The 16,062-nt window shown below is 64.5% G+C and carries 15 protein-coding genes and 2 tRNA genes; 4 read left to right on the top strand and 13 right to left on the bottom strand.

The annotated features are described in order from the left end of the window. The 7 genes from AC3A5K_RS02255 to AC3A5K_RS02225 form a co-directional block, all read right to left on the bottom strand. A complete protein-coding gene (locus tag AC3A5K_RS02255; protein WP_487615881.1) occupies positions 1 to 1,881 on the bottom strand; it encodes a hypothetical protein in 1,881 nt (626 codons plus the stop codon). Positions 1,882 to 2,116: 235 nt separating this feature from the next. Continuing rightward, positions 2,117 to 2,863 carry a hypothetical protein gene (locus AC3A5K_RS02250; RefSeq protein ID WP_487615880.1) on the bottom strand — a complete coding sequence of 249 codons (747 nt, stop codon included), beginning with the start codon at positions 2,861 to 2,863 and terminating at the stop codon, positions 2,117 to 2,119. A 4-nt stretch (positions 2,864 to 2,867) separates the two neighbouring features. Next, the gene (locus AC3A5K_RS02245; RefSeq protein ID WP_487615879.1) at positions 2,868 to 3,242 is read right to left on the bottom strand and encodes a hypothetical protein; all 375 of its coding nucleotides are present in this window, start codon (positions 3,240 to 3,242) and stop codon (positions 2,868 to 2,870) included. Further along, entirely contained in the window at positions 3,235 to 4,392 is a 1,158-nt protein-coding gene (locus AC3A5K_RS02240; protein WP_487615878.1) for a tyrosine-type recombinase/integrase, read from the bottom strand. The genes AC3A5K_RS02245 and AC3A5K_RS02240 overlap by 8 nt, the downstream gene beginning before the upstream one ends. Before the next feature lie 340 nt (positions 4,393 to 4,732). After that, the gene (locus AC3A5K_RS02235) at positions 4,733 to 5,623 is read right to left on the bottom strand and encodes a YdaU family protein (protein WP_487615877.1); all 891 of its coding nucleotides are present in this window, start codon (positions 5,621 to 5,623) and stop codon (positions 4,733 to 4,735) included. Positions 5,624 to 6,285: 662 nt separating this feature from the next. Continuing rightward, positions 6,286 to 6,489: a hypothetical protein gene (locus AC3A5K_RS02230; RefSeq protein WP_487615876.1), complete on the bottom strand. Its 204-nt coding sequence runs from the start codon at positions 6,487 to 6,489 to the stop codon at positions 6,286 to 6,288. 386 nt (positions 6,490 to 6,875) lie between these two features. Beyond that, entirely contained in the window at positions 6,876 to 8,033 is a 1,158-nt protein-coding gene (locus tag AC3A5K_RS02225; RefSeq protein WP_487615875.1) for a redoxin domain-containing protein, read from the bottom strand. Positions 8,034 to 8,322: 289 nt separating this feature from the next. On the opposite strand from AC3A5K_RS02225, the gene AC3A5K_RS02220 reads away from it, so the two are divergent. Together AC3A5K_RS02220 and AC3A5K_RS02215 are read left to right on the top strand one after the other, a co-directional pair. After that, positions 8,323 to 8,640 (top strand): sensor histidine kinase, encoded by a 318-nt coding sequence (locus AC3A5K_RS02220; protein WP_487615874.1) that lies wholly within the window; start codon positions 8,323 to 8,325, stop codon positions 8,638 to 8,640. 163 nt (positions 8,641 to 8,803) lie between these two features. Then, positions 8,804 to 9,553, top strand: coding sequence for a hypothetical protein (locus tag AC3A5K_RS02215; protein ID WP_487615873.1), 750 nt, complete (start codon positions 8,804 to 8,806; stop codon positions 9,551 to 9,553). Between the two features lie 228 nt (positions 9,554 to 9,781). Here AC3A5K_RS02215 and AC3A5K_RS02210 read toward each other — a convergent pair. From AC3A5K_RS02210 to ppsR, 4 genes are all read right to left on the bottom strand, one after another. Further along, positions 9,782 to 9,857: transfer RNA gene (locus AC3A5K_RS02210), tRNA-Glu, on the bottom strand. Positions 9,858 to 9,908: 51 nt separating this feature from the next. After that, positions 9,909 to 9,984, bottom strand: a tRNA-Ala gene (locus AC3A5K_RS02205). Positions 9,985 to 10,078: 94 nt separating this feature from the next. Then, complete coding sequence (locus tag AC3A5K_RS02200) at positions 10,079 to 10,585, bottom strand: DUF1249 domain-containing protein (protein WP_487615872.1); 507 nt, start codon at positions 10,583 to 10,585, stop codon at positions 10,079 to 10,081. Between the two features lie 71 nt (positions 10,586 to 10,656). After that, complete coding sequence (gene ppsR, locus AC3A5K_RS02195) at positions 10,657 to 11,478, bottom strand: posphoenolpyruvate synthetase regulatory kinase/phosphorylase PpsR (RefSeq protein WP_487615871.1); 822 nt, start codon at positions 11,476 to 11,478, stop codon at positions 10,657 to 10,659. Between the two features lie 111 nt (positions 11,479 to 11,589). Between ppsR and ppsA the strand changes: the two genes are divergently transcribed. Beyond that, the gene (ppsA, locus tag AC3A5K_RS02190) at positions 11,590 to 13,968 is read left to right on the top strand and encodes a phosphoenolpyruvate synthase (RefSeq protein WP_487615870.1); all 2,379 of its coding nucleotides are present in this window, start codon (positions 11,590 to 11,592) and stop codon (positions 13,966 to 13,968) included. Between the two features lie 200 nt (positions 13,969 to 14,168). Here ppsA and AC3A5K_RS02185 read toward each other — a convergent pair whose 3' ends face one another. Beyond that, the gene (locus AC3A5K_RS02185) at positions 14,169 to 14,882 is read right to left on the bottom strand and encodes a hypothetical protein (RefSeq protein ID WP_487615869.1); all 714 of its coding nucleotides are present in this window, start codon (positions 14,880 to 14,882) and stop codon (positions 14,169 to 14,171) included. A 41-nt stretch (positions 14,883 to 14,923) separates the two neighbouring features. Then, on the bottom strand, positions 14,924 to 15,484 hold the full coding sequence (orn, locus tag AC3A5K_RS02180; RefSeq protein ID WP_487615868.1) for an oligoribonuclease: 561 nt from the start codon (positions 15,482 to 15,484) through the stop codon (positions 14,924 to 14,926). 81 nt (positions 15,485 to 15,565) lie between these two features. Here orn and AC3A5K_RS02175 point away from each other — a divergent pair, with 81 nt between their 5' ends. Further along, complete coding sequence (locus AC3A5K_RS02175) at positions 15,566 to 16,051, top strand: DUF2721 domain-containing protein (protein WP_487615867.1); 486 nt, start codon at positions 15,566 to 15,568, stop codon at positions 16,049 to 16,051. Positions 16,052 to 16,062 lie beyond the last annotated feature (11 nt).

The raw sequence follows: 16,062 nt of genomic DNA, 5'->3' as shown, positions 1-16,062 counted from the left end.
TCAATTGGCGTCCCTCCTCACAGACCCCACCGCAAACACATCGTGCGCGCCGTCGTCGCCGGTGAGCGATCGCAGGCGCCGCAGCATCTGCTGCCGGCGCGCGTCGGGGATGTGGTCGTCCTGCTTGCTGTAGATCGGCCACTTTGCGCCCGGGCGTGCGGTCTGCGTCGCCATGGCGTTGAGCACGTCGTTGTCGTACTGCATCGCGTAACCGCCTGACTGCATGCGGGCGCTGATGCACTGGGTGGCCCAGTGTTTCGCTGGGGCGTGCAGAACGATCTTTTCGCCGGTCTTCTCGTCGACCTTTTCGAGCGCGGCGCCGTCTTCGCCAATGCAGTCGACGTTCTGCTGGAAGTGGAAGCCGACCATCCGGTCCTCGAACCCACAGTCGGCAAAACGGTCGAGGTTGATCAGGTTCTTGACCACTGTCGTGCCGGCGCTGCCCAGATCGGCGCCCCAGAACGGCAGATGGTTGAACAGACCGTCGAGCGCGGCGATCAGATCTTCCTGCAGGTGGTAGGCGAAGCCCTTGGCGTGGATACGCACGAGGTCGTGCATCACCGTGCCGACCTCCTCGCTGAGGATCAGTTCGGTCGGGTCGTTTCGCTCGCCCAGGTCCCCGCCCGCCCAGAACACACCCTGCCCCGCCCCTCGAATGTGCGGCCGCAGGATGTCGAGAAAGGCCTGCCGGCGTCCTGCGTCGTCGAGACCCGTGATCTTCGACAACGCCATACCGCTGTCCTGCAGCCAAATGTACTCGCCGACCTTGCGGCCTTCGTTGAGCACCAGCTTCACGCCCAGCACTTCGATGTCGAGGCTGTCGGCCTCCACATCCGCGTGCAGCTTGACCACGCGATAGCCGGGCATGTCGACCACGTTGGCCAGCATCACCGCCCACGGCCACACGGGGTTCTCGGACTGGCCGTGTTCGCCCAGCACGTTGCGCTGGAATCCCGGTGTGTTGCGACCGCCGAAGCGGCGGATCATGTCGGCCTCGCGCTTGTCGTTCCAGAACGGCGCGGGTTTCATCGTCTGCTGCCAGCGGAACAGGCGGAAGCCGTCTTTCTCCGGCGGCAGGTTGAGCTGTGCGGCCTGGGTGAGACGGAAATATGGCGTGCTGCGGTCGCCGTCCGGCACCGAGTACACGCGCGAGCGGCAGCCGGGTTTCAGCGCACGCCAGAATTCGCTGAAGATCACCTCCGTCTTGACCTTCGCGCCTTCGTCGAACAGGCCGAATCCGTTGACGTGCACGCCGCGGAAGGCCTCGCCGTCGTGGCCGCCCGGGCGGTAGTAGGTGCGCGCGATGCTCGGCCGGCCCGGGTTGATCGGATTGGGCGCGAGGAAGCGGTGCATGGTGTGCGGCGTCTTCTTCGGCTTCATCCAGAAGTGCTGGATCAGCGTCTTGGTGCTGTGCCCGTCCGAGGCGCCGAACTGCTCCTCGATCGCCATGATGATTTCGTCGAGGTGCGTCTGCTGTGGCGCGGCCACCAGCGACCACGGATTCGCCACGCGCCCGCCCATCGACGTGCAGCCGGCCCACGCCACCATCGCGATGATCTCGCGCGTCTTGCCGCACTCGGCGCCGTCCTGGTGCACCACGTCCTGATCCCACGCCAGCATGCTCGGCCGCTGGTAGTCCCAGAACTTGTAGGGCTCGCCGCTGTCCGGCTCGAACAGGTAGGTCTCGGCCCAGCGCAGCGGGCACTCGAAGGTGAAGACCAGCAGCGCTTCGTCGATGGTGATGCCGTAGTCGCCCCGCTCCAGCGCCCGCCAGCCCCACCCGCGCTCCGCCATCCACGCGTCGAACTGGTCGACGTCGTACACGCCGCGGTCGCGCATCTGCGCGCCGACGAGATCGACCTTGAGGACGGGACGGGTCATGGCTCTTCGTCCGGATCGGGCTGCCCTTCGATCTGACCTACAAGCGCCTTCACCGCGGCCACCACATCCGCAACTTCGAACTCTCGGCGATGGTCCCCGACAGCCGATTTGATGGCGTGAACTGCCATCTCCCATCGGTCCTTTCGGACGATGGCACCGTCTGACCGGAACTCGTAATCGGATGGCTCTCCTTCCGAAAACTTCGGGTGCCGAAGGTCGCGCTCCGTGACCTCCCTCATGAGCCTTCACCGTGTTCGATGACGCGCCCAGGCCGCGCCGCAATGCCGGCGCGCTTGAAGATCCCGCCCAGCGCCTGCTGCATGGCGTCGGCCTGTTCCTCGCCGACCTTCGCGCGGCTCTGCGCCTGCGGCGTTGCCAGCGCTTCGGGCAGGCTGATGCCCAGCACCTCGAGCGTCTTGAGCACGATGGGCCAGCCGGGATTGGGCACCCACTTGCCCATGACCTCGCTGCCGTCGGCGCGCGTGACCACCTCGCCGTCGGCGTTGAGCATGGGGATGCCGATCATCGGGCCGAGGCTGGTGACCTGCGTTTTCAGGTCGTGGAGCATCTGCAGCGTGCTCGCGATCTCGGACGCCATCATCGCGCCGACGCCGGTCATCGACTTGTTCTCGACGGCATCGATCACTGCGGCGAAAGCCTGCACGTAGACCTGCTTGTCGAGGCAGTTCCCGCCGGGCTTCGTCAGCCCTTCGTCGACCAGGCTGCACGGGAACTTCGGGCAGCTGCTCAGGCAGGGCTTGGCGGTGGCGCCGATCAGCGCGCCCATGCCGTTCTCGAAATGCGCGCGATGCACCGCGCTGTTGAGCCCGTGCTTCCAGGCATTTTTACTGCTGCGCGCCTTGCCGGCCTCGGTGCGCGGGCCGGTGGACTGCTGGGCGGCCTCGCGGCGTTGCGCCAGCTCGCGGTCGGAGAGCTGGCGCTTGGGCGCGGGCGGGTTGGCGGGCGTGTCGGTCACGGGCACGGTTCTACCGACTCGCGGCGACAGCCGCGCCCCCTGTTCTGACGACGGCGCTCACCGTCGCGCGGGAGACGCCCAGCAGCTTGCCGATGTCGGTCGGCGTCCAGTCCGGGCGCGTGTGCAGGGTGAGGATCAGCTCGTCGCGCTCGCAGCGCCACAGGCGGCGGAAGAACCGGTGCCGCACCGGCAGCTTCGCCTTCTCGCCCCCCAGCTCGTCGAGCAGGATGGCGAAGGCCTGCGCGCCGGCCACATCGCCGAGGTCGCGCATCAGGCGGTGGGCGACGTGGATGTACGGCGCCATCGGGTTGGCCTTGCGCAGCTGGTCCACCTCGAACGCGGTGGGCGCCTGGCCGCGGTCGCTGAAGTCGATGCCATCAATCACGGGTGATCTCCCCTGCTGCCAGACGCGCCCAGAGCGGCGTGCCGGTCGGTTTGGTGCCCAGCACGCTGTGCTGGCGGTCGGCGTTGAGCCGCGTCTTGCGGGCGCGCTCGGAGACGGCGAGGTAGCGGCGCGTGGTCTCGATGGACTCGTGACCCATGAGCGCGCGGATGGTCTCGATGTCGGCGCCGTCGTCGTAGAGCTGCGTGGCGAAGGTCACGCGGAACCGGTGGATGCCCCACTCACGCAGCTTCGCGGCCCTGGCGTACTTGCCCAGCAGCGCCTCGTGCCCGTCCACCGTGAGCTGCGCGCCGCGGTTCGGCCCGGCGAACGCGACAAACAGCGCGTCCGGGTCGAAGTCGAACGGCAGGCCCTGGCGCTGCTCCAGCCAGTCGCCCAGCGTCTGCACGACCGGGCCTTCGAACGGCACGTCGCGTTCCTTGGCGCCCTTGCCGTTGACGCGCACCACGCCGCGGCGGCCGCTGAACTCGATGTCCGCCAGCCGCAGCGATGCCAGTTCCTCGCGGCGCAGGCCGGTGGTGAGCAGCAGCAGGACGACCGCGCGGTCACGCCGCTGGCTGCGCGGCACGCCCTGATCGATGGCGCGGAACAGCGCCCGCAGGTGCTCGGTGGTGTACTTCTTCGCCGGCTTGGGCTTGCTGCGCGGGTGGCGCAGATCGGCGGTCGGGTTGTCCTCGGCTAGGCCGCGGCTTCGGCGCCAGTCGTAGAAATTCCGCAGCGCCATGATCTGCTGCTTCCGCCACGTCGCGCCGTTGCGGCAGGCGATGGCCAGCCACCGCGTCCACCGCTCGAAGTCCGCCAGCTTCGCCTCGCGGAAGTTCACGCCGTCGTCGGCCGCCCACTTCAGGAACCGCGACACGGTGCGGGCGTAGGACTGGCCGGTGGTCGAAGGCCGCGACCCGGTGTCCAGCACCAGGTGCGCCAGCCACAGCCACAGCTCGGCCAGCGACGCCGCCGGCAGGCCCATCGCCTCGACCCGCGTCATCACCTCGCGGAACCGCCGGTCGTTCGCCATCAGGTGCCGGCGGTACTCCGGCAGCGACAGCCCGTTCGACAGCGACATCCCGTGCGGCAGCGGCTTCAGCGCCTCGATCACCGCCGCCGACAGCGGCGCCAGGTCCGCGGCATTCAAGCCGCACCCCCGACGTTCCGAAGCGCCCCTAGGACCCCTTCCCATTTTTCGAGGGGCCAGCAGTTGCGGCCGCCCCTCGACCCCGGCCGGCGATCGAAGGGGGGGGTGTCGCCCCGGTCGGACCGCCCCACGCGCGCCCCATATGAATCAATGACTTGCGATGCATCCCCGCCCCATCCGCCCGCTTCGTTCTGTCTCACTAGGCGGTGAGACTGCGCAGAGGCGCCAGCGGTTCGACCGGCTTCATCGCGGTCGTGGTGCGGGTTCGCGGGCGGCTGCATCGACGGCCAGTGCACAAGTGCAACAACCGTGTTTGCGCGGCATTCGTTGATGCGGCGAATCACGAGACAGCCTCCGCGGCCGCGCCCTGGCGCAGTTCGCGCTGCTGATCACGCAGCTCGCCGATGCGCCGATCGCGCTCCTCGGCGTCGATCATCCCGAGCGTGTCGCACAGGTGCCGGACGTCGTAGATCCGGTTCTCGATCTTCTCGATCTGCTGCTTGCGCTCGGCCTCGGCCGGATCGATCGGCTTGACCGACGCCGCTGTCGAGGGCTGGCCGCTGATGATCTCGGCCGCGTCTTGCCGCTTGCCCAGGGCACGCGAGACCAGGTAGCTGATCGGCTTCCCGATCTTCCCCGCTGCCGCCGCCTGAAGTTCGGCAACCGTGATGCCGTGTTCCGCCGCCAGCCTGACGTCCGGGCTTCCGCTGCTGCATTCGCTGTAGCCAATTGCCTGCAGCGCGAGCGCCAGGGCGTCGGCCAGCTCAGAGTTCTTGACGCTCGCAGGTGATGTATCTGGGGTAGGAGCTTTTCGTGTGGCGTGTGGCGTGTGGAGAGCTTCACCAGAGTGGGTATGCCGACGGCTAGACCCGCTGGGAGTACCCGTCGGGTCACCCGTCGGGTTCATTTTGGGTTTGTTCTTCGCGCCGTTCACGCGCGCCGTCTGGATGCGCTTCTGCGCCTTGGCGATCTCGGCATCTGCCCGGCCGTTGTGGCGCAGGCCGTCCTCATCGTCGACCGGGAAGTAGCGATCGGCGACCTTGATCACCGCCGCCTTGTCCGCCGCGCTGACCGCGCTGACGATCACGAACAGCTCGCCGTGGGCCGCCGGCAGCGGCTCCTCTTCCCCGTAGTACGCCATCAGCAGGCGCAGATAGGCGCCGTGCTCGAGCATCGTCAGGCGCGACGTGTCGCGCAGGTAGTCGCCGGGATAGAGCTCGAAGTAGTTCAAGGCGCACCGCCCGCCGAGACCGGCGTTTCTGGTGCGCGGGCCCTGCCAGGCGCATGCTGCGATCGGGCCACTGCACATCGAGCAGGCGGCCAGCGATACGTGTGGATCGAGTCGTTCACCGATTATCCTTCAATCGGCGAAACCCTATGCAGATCAGTTAGTTAAGCGGGTCTGATGCCCGTAAACTAATGTACATTATGTCAATCATCACGGCATGGCTGCGGCGGCTGCGGAGTCAGGCTTTTCGGTTCATGACCCAACACGTAGGTTCGTGCCACTCATTGATTTCGCAGGCTTTCGTGGGCGACCGAGTGCGGAGCGCGCCTTCTTAGGGGCGGAATCGTGACCAGATACAACGTGGTCACCGGTCTCAGCCGTACCGCTTGGCTCGCGACGACTGCTTGGTATGCGTCGCCGGCCTGATAGCTGTGTTGTCGACGCTACTCAAACTCTGTCGTCTGACCCTAACTGTGACTCGACCCGTAGTCATGTCGTGTTCGGACGATCTCTCGTAGCGCAATCAATGGGTTGAGGTTGTCGCGCTTTGATCGTCGACGCGTCGTGCTCCGATACGATGGCGCGCGCCGACACTCACTGTCAGCCAGCTCATTCGCCCACTGGCGAATCAACCCCTCCCATTGAGTATTACCCTCTGCTGCAAATCAGTCTGCAAACATATTCGCCAGTTCTGCCGACTGCGAGTTCGCCTCGGCGACAGCGTGAGCGAGATCAATTGCTGTTAATTCGCTTGGATCAGCAGCCTGATCTCGAACCTGATTCATGCTTCGAGCAACATTTGCAACAATTGCGGCCTGCAGTTCTGCAAGCACCAATCCCACTTGGGTAGAACCAAATGCAAGGGACATAGCCGATCTCCATGAATGTTAAAATTCCTATCTATTAATTATCGACTTATACAAGACATTTGAACCAAGAAATAAAATACACGCCCCACCAACCGCCTTTCCTGCAATTGATACCCAGAACCAAAAGGGCCTTGAGCCCACGGTAACAACTGATCTTGCGCCCGACCTAGTAATGTCAACACTTCTACCGCTTACCGCATCTGAATATGTTCCGACAAGGATGTAGATAGCGACATAAACAACCAATGCACCAACAAGAAATGAAGAAAACCTGCGCGCCTGCGGCCACCTATCCCTCTGCAAATCTATAAAGAAAGCTACGATTAATACAAGAATTATCAGGACTAACAAGTTTGGCTCCTGCTTATCAATAGCATTACTTAATTTCAACGAGGGTCAATCAAGAAAATTTTGTTTTTATCTCTGGTCTTTGCTGATTCTTCGTCGTACAGAAATGGCAAAAAAGCATATCTGCATCCTTCGGCCACCCGAGTTGCCTCGTGCAAGAGGGAGCAAGAAAACACCAACGCCCCTCCTGCAGGAGCTTGATACAGATGACGTCCGAACTCTGGAAAGCGAAGTAAGCCGCCTTTGTACTCGCCGGTGTTAAGATTCATAGAGACAGCAAACTTGCGATGCGCGGTGCCCAGAGTTGTGTTGTCCCGGTGCGCTCGAAAATGTCCTGATTCTGAAGCCTCGTAGCAAGCCACCAGGTATCGCTCGATTCGAGTTGCCTTGAACTGGAAGGCTTTAGCGACCTCAGGGAGCAAGCAATCTCGAATGCGTGACCTGCAAGCCTCACGCAGGCCTTTATCATCGATCGCTCGGTCTCTTCTTCGCTTATGCATGGGGTCGTGAACGAGCTTGGTTTTTCCGTTCACATCACGCATGAATCCCGACTCCTGGCCGCCTTTGCGCTTGTAGTAGTCGATCAATGCTTGGCAAAGGCCGGGCTCAAAGACATTCGGCACTACGAGGACTGGGGCCGGAATTTCTGAGACCTTTTCCGCCGGAAGATCAGGTAGCTCCTGAAGATGACTGAGCAGGCGTTCGATGTGCTGCTCAGGGGTATCCACCAATGGCACCACCTCCATCACCCGAAGTCGTTCATCGAGTAGGTAGCTGACTGCCCGGCCGCGTCTGTTGTCATCGCATAGGCCGTACAGACGGCTGACCTTGGTGTCACGATCAAAGAACAGCGGACAGTGAGGGAGTACTTCTTTGAATGCCTCTGCATGTGATTCGGCCTCAGAGGTGCTCACTGCGAGAAACACGCATTGCCCTGCCCGAAGAAGGGGGTAGACCGCGCGAATTTTCATGAGCAACGCGCGTAACGCATTCCCCTCCATGTTGCCGACGAAGCTAAGGATGACGCGCCGTCCTGCCACCGTGTCAAAGTTGAAGTTCGGGTTGTCAACGGTTGCGGCGCGGAACCATGGAGCAGGCATTCCTGGCCGCAGCAATAGCTCTTCTGTCGCCGTGGATTCGACAGGTGCCGGCTTGCTTGGAGCCACTTCAAGCCTATGCGAGATCTTTTGCTCCATGTCATCTCTCCCGGAGTGCTTGACTACCGTGCTGACGGAGGGGCTGAGGAGGTAGCCGATCACACGCCGCTTGCCGGTTTTTACCTCGCCGCTCAGCCTCATTCCCGGGGTCAGGGCGACCCTCGCTCCGTCCACTACCAAGCTTGCGTTGCCGAGCCTCACGCGCGCCGGAAACACCAAACCCAATTGCTCATCTTGTGCCGGGTCATGCGAAACGGTTCCCCCCCCCCCCCTTCCAAGTAGCCGTAGCGTGTGAATGGAAAGCTTTCGATCGATCGGTCGTGAGGCGTTGACCAACGCGTTCGTGCATTCTTGCGCCACCGAGATTGTGCTCCACCTCGGCTACACCGATGCCGACGTCTACGTCGAGGTGTGCGACAACGGGATCGGGCTGCGGCCATCGGACGACGCGATTCGTAAACATTGGGGGATCCAGGGCATGCAGGAGCGCGCCGCCGCGATCGGCGGTCTCCTGCAGGTGAGCGAGCAGCCGGAAGGCGGCGTCTGCGTGGTGGTCCGCGTCCCCGGCAATGCTGCATACCTGTCGCCATTGCCGGGCGGTAAGCGCTCGCTGTGGACACGGCTGGCGCCGCGGTCCTTCTTCTGATTGCGCGGGCAGTCGTGGCAACAGCCACACGTTGTCGGCGCCGGTGTCCCCCTGATGACGCTTGCGCAGTCACCTGAAAGGGGGACGCATGACAAAGAGAGACAGGGTCATCGTTGCCTCGCGGCCATGACCCGCATGCCCTCACCTTCCAGGATCGCTGCCGATGGAAACCTCTACACCCAAGGCCTGTGCCCTGCTCCTCCTGCTGGCCACCAGTCTATGCAGCGCGCATCCGCCTGGCCCCGCCGGTGGCATCACGTCTCCGGCTGATACGGCAGTACAGGCGGATTTCGACATCATCCGCACCAGGATCACCACTGAAAAGAACGTCGCCATCTTCCCTATGGCGGTCTCCGACCGGGCCGGCAGGACCATGCCGACCCCGACTGGCGAGCTCGCGGGTAGCGACGTCTTTTCGTATGTCTGGCCGACGACCATCGATCCCTACGAAGTCGGTTTCGAGCGCGGCAGCGGCATCCTCGCAATGGCAGTGACCTCACACCCCGACTTCGATGACACGCCGCTCTACGACGAGAACAGAGATGGCGACCTGGCCAACGATGGCAACCTGTGGCACAGCCACTGGGTGGTCCTGCAGCCCAACGAAGCCTGCGGCAAGGATGCATTGGCAGTCGTCGACATTCCGGAAGGCACAAAGCCCCGTCTGCCCAAGACATGGCCCGGATTTCCGATTCTTCTGGACAGCCCGGGATGGAGCCCAGTGCTCGATGCTGAAACGGTCGAAGTGAGGGTGCCGTTCGACGAGATCGGCGTGGTGGAAGCCGCGCGCTTCGATGGCGTCACCGCTGGTTTGCGCGTCAATGCGAGCGTGCACGCCCCGCTGCTGTGCGTCGCGGATGTCTTCAAGGTGGCGTCCGGCGACCTAAGCCTGCCGGGTGAGCCCAACCGTTAGCGTCTTTCCGTGGGCCTCACCGGGGCCTGCGCTGTGAGCCAGAAAACGTTCCGGCACCCCATCTGCGTCATCGACGTCGACCATGACCATCGAGCCCGCTGATGTGGTGCTTGGCCATGGCCGCATCGGTTGTGCAGCGGCGCTTGAGCCGAGCCGACGCCCGTACGCGCTACAAAAGCCACAAAGCAAAACGGGCAGCTCTTGCGAGCTGCCCGTCTGCTTGAAAAGTGGCGTCCCCACGGGGATTCGAACCCCGGTGTCCACCGTGAAAGGGTGGTGTCCTAGGCCTCTAGACGATGGGGACGCAGAAACCTGCATCATTCTATCGATCGGCCTTTGATCGACAGACAAATTGTGGTGGAGCCAGGCGGGATCGAACCGCCGACCTCCTGCATGCCATGCAGGCGCTCTCCCAGCTGAGCTATGGCCCCACGTTTGGGAGCGCGAAATTGTAGTGTTGCGTTGCAACCGCGTCAACAACAATTCCGCTTTCCCTGTTCGCATCGTCGAGTTCCGAAGAACCTGTCAGCCGTTGGCGCCGGCCTCGCTGCGATCAAGGCGCGCATCATCCGGAATTCTCCGCAATGTTGCAAGCCCATGTCCCTGCTCGTTGAGATATTGGAGCCACTTGCCGAGAAAAGTGTTCATGCGCATGCGGTGATCCACCACTTCCGTCGGCGGCGGAAACATGCCGATGACGTCCTGCCAGCGGCGACCGACGTAGCAGTGCGTGGCCTCCACCTGGGCGGCGTCGCGATACAGGCGCAGGTACGCGGACGGATCCGGCTCGCCGGTGGCGGGATCGAGCATCGTGTAGCTCAGGCGCAGCTCGGTCGTGTAGGCGTGCTGCGCGAGGATGTCGAGCTGGACGGACAACGCGCCCTCCACTTCCGACAGATACCGCCCGGGCGCGAGCGGGCCCGGATCGAACAGGCGCGTCAGACGCGTGTGGTTCTCGGAATACAGGGCCATCAGCCACCCGAACCGTCCCATTGCGGGAAGGCGCGATCGGCGGCTGATGACGTTCTGCATGCGGTGATGCTACACGGCGCGGGATGAACCCGCCGGCATCGCAATGCCTGCCTGCCGCACCGCGCCGCGGCTCAGTACATCACCCGCTCGATGCCCAGCGTGGACATCACCTTGCTCGAGATTTCCTCGATCGAGGTGTTGGTGGTGCTGAGCACCGGAATGCGCTCGGCGCGGAACAGGGCTTCGGCCGCGGTGACTTCGGTTCTGCAGGTCTCGAGCTTGGCGTAACGCGAGTTGGGACGCCGTTCCTGGCGGATCTGCGCCAGGCGCACCGGATCGATGGTCAGGCCGAACAGCTTGGCCCGGTGCGCGCGCAGCCGGGGCGGCAGGCGATCGTGCTCGAGATCTTCTTCGGTCAGCGGATAGTTCGCCGCGCGCACGCCGTGATGCAGCGCCAGGTACACGCAGGTCGGCGTCTTGCCGGCGCGCGACACCGCGACCAGGATCACGTCGGCCTCGGCATAGTCGACCGACATGCCGTCGTCGTGGGTCAGCGCGAAGTTCATCGCGTTGATGCGGCGATGGTAGGTGTCGAAATCGACCATACCGTGCGCGCGGCCCACGCGGGATTCGCGCGATTCGAGCAGTTCGCGCTCCAGCGGCTCGATGAAGGGGGCGAACACGTCGAGCACCAGCGCCCCGCTCTCTCCCAGCGCCAGCGCCAGATTCGGATCGACGCAGGAACTGATCACGATCGGCCGCACGTCCATCGCCTCGCCGCGTGCGCGGATCAGGGCCGCCACCTCGCGCGCGCGTTCGATGCTGTCGACGAACGGAATCCGGTTGGTGCTGAACAGCGTGCCGCTGAACTGGGTCAGCAGGCTGTGGCCGATGGTTTCGGCAGTGATACCGGTGCCATCGGACACATAGAACACGGGACGGGTGGCAGACATGCGGATTCCGAGCGTGCGACGAGCGTCTTCGCGCCCGGGAGGGCTAAAATAACCGTTCCATACCGGGCCTGCCCGGTCATCCCCTCGATCCACGCGACACGGAGTTTCCTCTTGAGCGCCAACATCCTGTGGCTGCATGACCTGCGATTGACCGACCTGGCACAGGTCGGTGGCAAGAACTCGTCCCTCGGCGAAATGATCGGCAATCTCGCCAAGCTCGGCGTTTCCGTGCCCGGCGGGTTCGCCACCACGGCCGACGCCTTCAAGGCCTTCATCGCGCACAACGATCTGCACCAGCGCATCTTCGATCGCCTGGCGCCGCTGGACGTCGAAGACGTCGGCGCGCTGACCGCGGCCGGCAAGGATATCCGCAGCTGGGTCATCGACGCGCCGCTGCAGCCCGATCTGGATGCCGACATCCGCGCCGCCTACGAGCAGCTGGCCTCGGAGAACGGCGGCGGCGACGTCGCCGTGGCCGTGCGTTCGTCGGCCACCGCCGAGGATCTGCCCGATGCCTCGTTCGCCGGCCAGCAGGAGACGTTCCTCAACGTCACCGGCGCCGACGACGTGGTGATCAAGGTCAAGGAAGTCTTCGCGTCGCTCTACAACGACCGCGCGATCGCCTACCGCGTGCACCACGGCTTCAAGCACGAGGACGTGTTCCTGTCGTCCGGCGTGCAGCTGATGGTGCGCTCCGACGTCGGCGCGTCCGGCGTGCTGTTCACGCTGGACACCGAATCGGGCTTCCGCGATGTGGTCTTCATCACCTCGAGCTTCGGCCTCGGCGAGATGGTGGTCCAGGGCGCGGTGAATCCGGACGAGTTCTACGTCTACAAGCCCACGCTGTCCAAGGGCCTGCCGGCGATCCTGCGCCGCTCCATCGGCAGCAAGCAGCTGCGCATGGTGTATTCCGATACGCCCGGCGAGCGCGTGCGCACCGAGGACACGCCGGCCGATCTGCGCAACACCTTCTCGATCACCGACGAAGACGTGCACGAGCTCGCGCGCCAGGCGCTGACGATCGAGAAGCACTACGAGCGTCCGATGGACATCGAGTGGGCGAAGGACGGCGTCAGCGGCAAGCTGTTCATCGTGCAGGCGCGCCCGGAAACGGTGAAGTCGCGCGCCAAGGCCACGCAGATGGAGCGCTTCCATCTGGGCGCCCGCGGCGATGTGGTCGCCGAAGGTCGCGCCATCGGCCAGAAGATCGGCGCCGGCGTCGCCCGTGTGGTGCGGTCGCTGGACGACATGAGCCGCGTGCAGCCCGGTGACGTGCTGGTCGCCGACATGACCGATCCGGACTGGGAGCCGGTGATGAAGCGCGCGTCGGCCATCGTCACCAACCGCGGCGGCCGCACCTGCCACGCGGCGATCATCGCGCGCGAGCTGGGTGTGCCGGCCGTGGTCGGCACCGGCAATGCGCTGGATCTGATCGAAGACGGCAAGGACGTCACCGTCAGCTGCGCCGAAGGCGATACCGGCTACATCTACGACGGCATCCTCGAGTTCGAGCGCATCACCACCGATCTGTCGTCGATGCCCGAAGCGCCGCTCAAGATCATGATGAACGTCGCCAACCCGGAACGTGCCTTCGATTTCGGCCAGCTGCCCAACGCCGGTATCGGTCTGGCGCGTCTGGAGATGATCATCGCCGCGCACATCGGCGTGCACCCCAATGCCCTGCTCGAGTACGACAAGCAGGACGCCGACATCAGGAAGAAGATCGACGAGAAGACCCGCGGCTATGCCGATCCGGTCAGCTTCTACGTCGACCGTCTGGCCGAAGGCATCGCCACGCTGACCGCCTCGGTCGCGCCCAACCCGGTGATCGTGCGCCTGTCGGACTTCAAGTCCAACGAGTACGCGAACCTCATCGGCGGCACGCGTTACGAGCCGGAAGAAGAGAACCCGATGATCGGCTTCCGCGGCGCCAGCCGTTACGTCGATCCGTCGTTCTCGGCCGCGTTCGCGCTCGAGTGCAAGGCCGTGCTCAAGGTCCGCAACGAGATGGGCCTCGACAACCTGTGGGTCATGATTCCGTTCGTGCGCACGCTGGACGAAGGCCGCAAGGTCGTCGAAGTGCTGGAGCAGAACGGCCTCAAGCAGGGCGAAGCCGGCCTGAAGATCATCATGATGTGCGAGGTCCCGTCGAACGCGCTGATGGCCGACGAGTTCCTCGACATCTTCGACGGTTTCTCGATCGGCTCCAACGATCTGACCCAGCTCACCCTGGGCCTGGACCGCGACTCGTCGATCGTCGCCCACCTGTTCGACGAACGCGATCCAGCGGTCAAGAAGCTGCTGTCGATGGCCATCAAGTCCGCGCGCGCCAAGGGCAAGTACGTCGGCATCTGCGGCCAGGGCCCGAGCGATCATCCGGATCTGGCGCAGTGGCTGATGGATGAGGGCATCGAGTCGGTGTCGCTCAATCCCGACACCGTCGTCGATACCTGGCTGAAGCTGGCGAAGTCCAAGGCCGGCAAGGCCTGACCGCAGCCACCGCTTCGCAGACGAAAACGCCCGGGCCTCGCGCCCGGGCGTTTTTTCGTTGGGCCTTCAGGTCAACGCTGAAAAAGTCGTCATTCCCGCGAAGGCGGGAATTCAGAAGCTTTCAAGCCATTGAAAGCAAAGGCGCTGGATTCCCGCCTTCGCGGGAATGACGAGCGAAGACAGACTTGATCAGCGTTGCGTCAGTCGGCGCGCGCGGGCTGCAAGCCTGCCTGGAAACGCGTCAACGCCGCCCGGGCCTCGGTCACCGCCGCAGCGCGATCGGCGCCCGCCGGCCAAGGCACGATGAGGGCGTATTCGATCAGCAGACCGTCGCGCGCCACCCAGCGTGAGATCCCGATCGTCTGCCGCGCGTCATCGACGAACACGCTGCCGGTGGGATAGCAGGCGCTGCCCTGGCGGTGGTCGACGATCGATTCGATGGCCTCGCCAAGCGGCGTGGTGGCCCGGGTCCATTCCGGACTGCGGCCGGCCAGTTCCTTGGCGTGCAGCTGCATCGCGACCGCCAGACCGTCCGCATCCCCCATGCCGGCCGGCAGGCGCGTCAGCACGTAGGCCGCTTCCATCGGCGCTGCGCCGGTGGGCGAGAACAGCACGTAGTTATCCTCGACGCCGCGGGCGTCGTCGCGCAGGCGCGTGAGCATCGTCCATTCGCGGAAATCGGACAGCGGCGCCAGTGCGACCCGGTAGCCGGTGTCGCCGATCGTCCACTGCCCGGCCGCCAGGATCGCGTCGCGCTCCGCGTGCCGCACCCAGTGGATCATCGCGGGCCCGTCGCAGCGCTGTTCGGTGAGTTCGACCACGTTGTAGACCAGCGGCGTCTCCGCCTGCACCTGCGGCCCACACAGCGCAGCGGCGATCATCGCCACTGCAAGACACGATCGTCGGTTGGACATCATGTAACGCCTCCTTGCGTCATGGGCCGGCTGGCCCGGAATCAGGGTTCGGCGAGCGCCGCGAAATGACGCCGGTAGTGGCGCAGCTCGTCGATCGAATCGCGCACGTCGCTCAATGCGGTATGTGCGGAATGCTTGGTGAAGCCGCCCAGCACCTGCGGCGCCCAGCGCCGTGCGAGTTCCTTGATGGTGGACACGTCGAGATTGCGGTAGTGGAAGAACTTCTCCAGCGCCGGCATCTGCCGGTGCATGAAGCGGCGATCCTGGCAGATCGAGTTGCCGCACATCGGCGAACTCCGCGGGGAGATCCACTGCGCCAGGAATTCGAGGGTGCGCGCTTCCGCTTCGGCCACGCCCACGCCTTCTTCCAGCGACCGGCGCCACAGGCCCGAACGCGTGTGCTGGGTGCGGTTCCAGTCGTCCATCGACTCCAGCGTCTCCAGCGTCTGCGCGATCGCGAGTTCCGGACCTTCGGCCAACACGTTGAGCTGCGCGTCGGTGACGATCGTCGCGATTTCCAGGATCCGGTCATGGTCGGTATCGAGTCCCGTCATCTCCAGATCGATCCAGATCAGCCTGCCGTCGCCGAGTTTTTCCGTCATGGTGGTTCGCGTTCGTGGTCGTGACGGCGCATGATATCCCAGTCGATTCCACTGCCCGGCGCTGCCGTGTTCCCTGCCCAGATGCTGTCCAGTCCCGAAATGGCCCACTACGCGATCCTGACCGCCATGCTCGCACCGGCGTTCTTCCTGACCGCCACCGCATCGCTGCTGGGCTCTGCGAACGCGCGACTGGCGCGCGTCATCGACCGCACCCGCTCGCTGCTGCGCGACCTTGCCGACGACGACGGCAGCGATGCCGACGACCGCAGGATTCTGGAAGCGCGCATCGCGCTGCAGCGCAGGCGCAGCCGCATCATCCTGCGCGGCAGCCAGCTGCTCTACGTGGCGATCAGCTGCTTCGTCGGCACCAGCCTGACGGTCGCCGGCGATTCCTTCTTCGGCCACCGCTTCGCGCATGCGCCGACGCTGCTGGCCGCCCTCGGCGTGCTGGCGATGTTCGCAGCCAGCCTGCTGCTGGCGCGCGAGGCCGCGATGGCCGTGCACGCGGTCAACGAGGAAATGGACGATGCGCACCGCCAGGCCAACCGGCGCAGCCCGCTGATCTGAAGTGCGCGCCG

The sequence above is a fragment of the Luteimonas sp. Soil_C_5 genome, assembly GCF_057656615.1.
This window is presented reverse-complemented; position numbering and strand designations above follow the sequence as displayed.

Excerpts from the sequence above, each read along its gene's own strand:
- AC3A5K_RS02200 (WP_487615872.1), bottom strand. The coding sequence starts at position 10,585 with ATGCAGAACGTCATCAGCCGCCGATCGCGCCTTCCCGCAATGGGACGG.
- orn (WP_487615868.1), bottom strand. The coding sequence starts at position 15,484 with ATGACGGAAAAACTCGGCGACGGCAGGCTGATCTGGATCGATCTGGAG.
- AC3A5K_RS02185 (WP_487615869.1), bottom strand. The coding sequence starts at position 14,882 with ATGTCCAACCGACGATCGTGTCTTGCAGTGGCGATGATCGCCGCTGCG.
- AC3A5K_RS02255 (WP_487615881.1), bottom strand. The coding sequence starts at position 1,881 with ATGACCCGTCCCGTCCTCAAGGTCGATCTCGTCGGCGCGCAGATGCGC.
- AC3A5K_RS02215 (WP_487615873.1), top strand. The coding sequence starts at position 8,804 with ATGGAAACCTCTACACCCAAGGCCTGTGCCCTGCTCCTCCTGCTGGCC.
- AC3A5K_RS02230 (WP_487615876.1), bottom strand. The coding sequence starts at position 6,489 with ATGTCCCTTGCATTTGGTTCTACCCAAGTGGGATTGGTGCTTGCAGAA.
- AC3A5K_RS02175 (WP_487615867.1), top strand. The coding sequence starts at position 15,566 with ATGCTGTCCAGTCCCGAAATGGCCCACTACGCGATCCTGACCGCCATG.
- AC3A5K_RS02225 (WP_487615875.1), bottom strand. The coding sequence starts at position 8,033 with ATGGAGCAAAAGATCTCGCATAGGCTTGAAGTGGCTCCAAGCAAGCCG.
- ppsR (WP_487615871.1), bottom strand. The coding sequence starts at position 11,478 with ATGTCTGCCACCCGTCCCGTGTTCTATGTGTCCGATGGCACCGGTATC.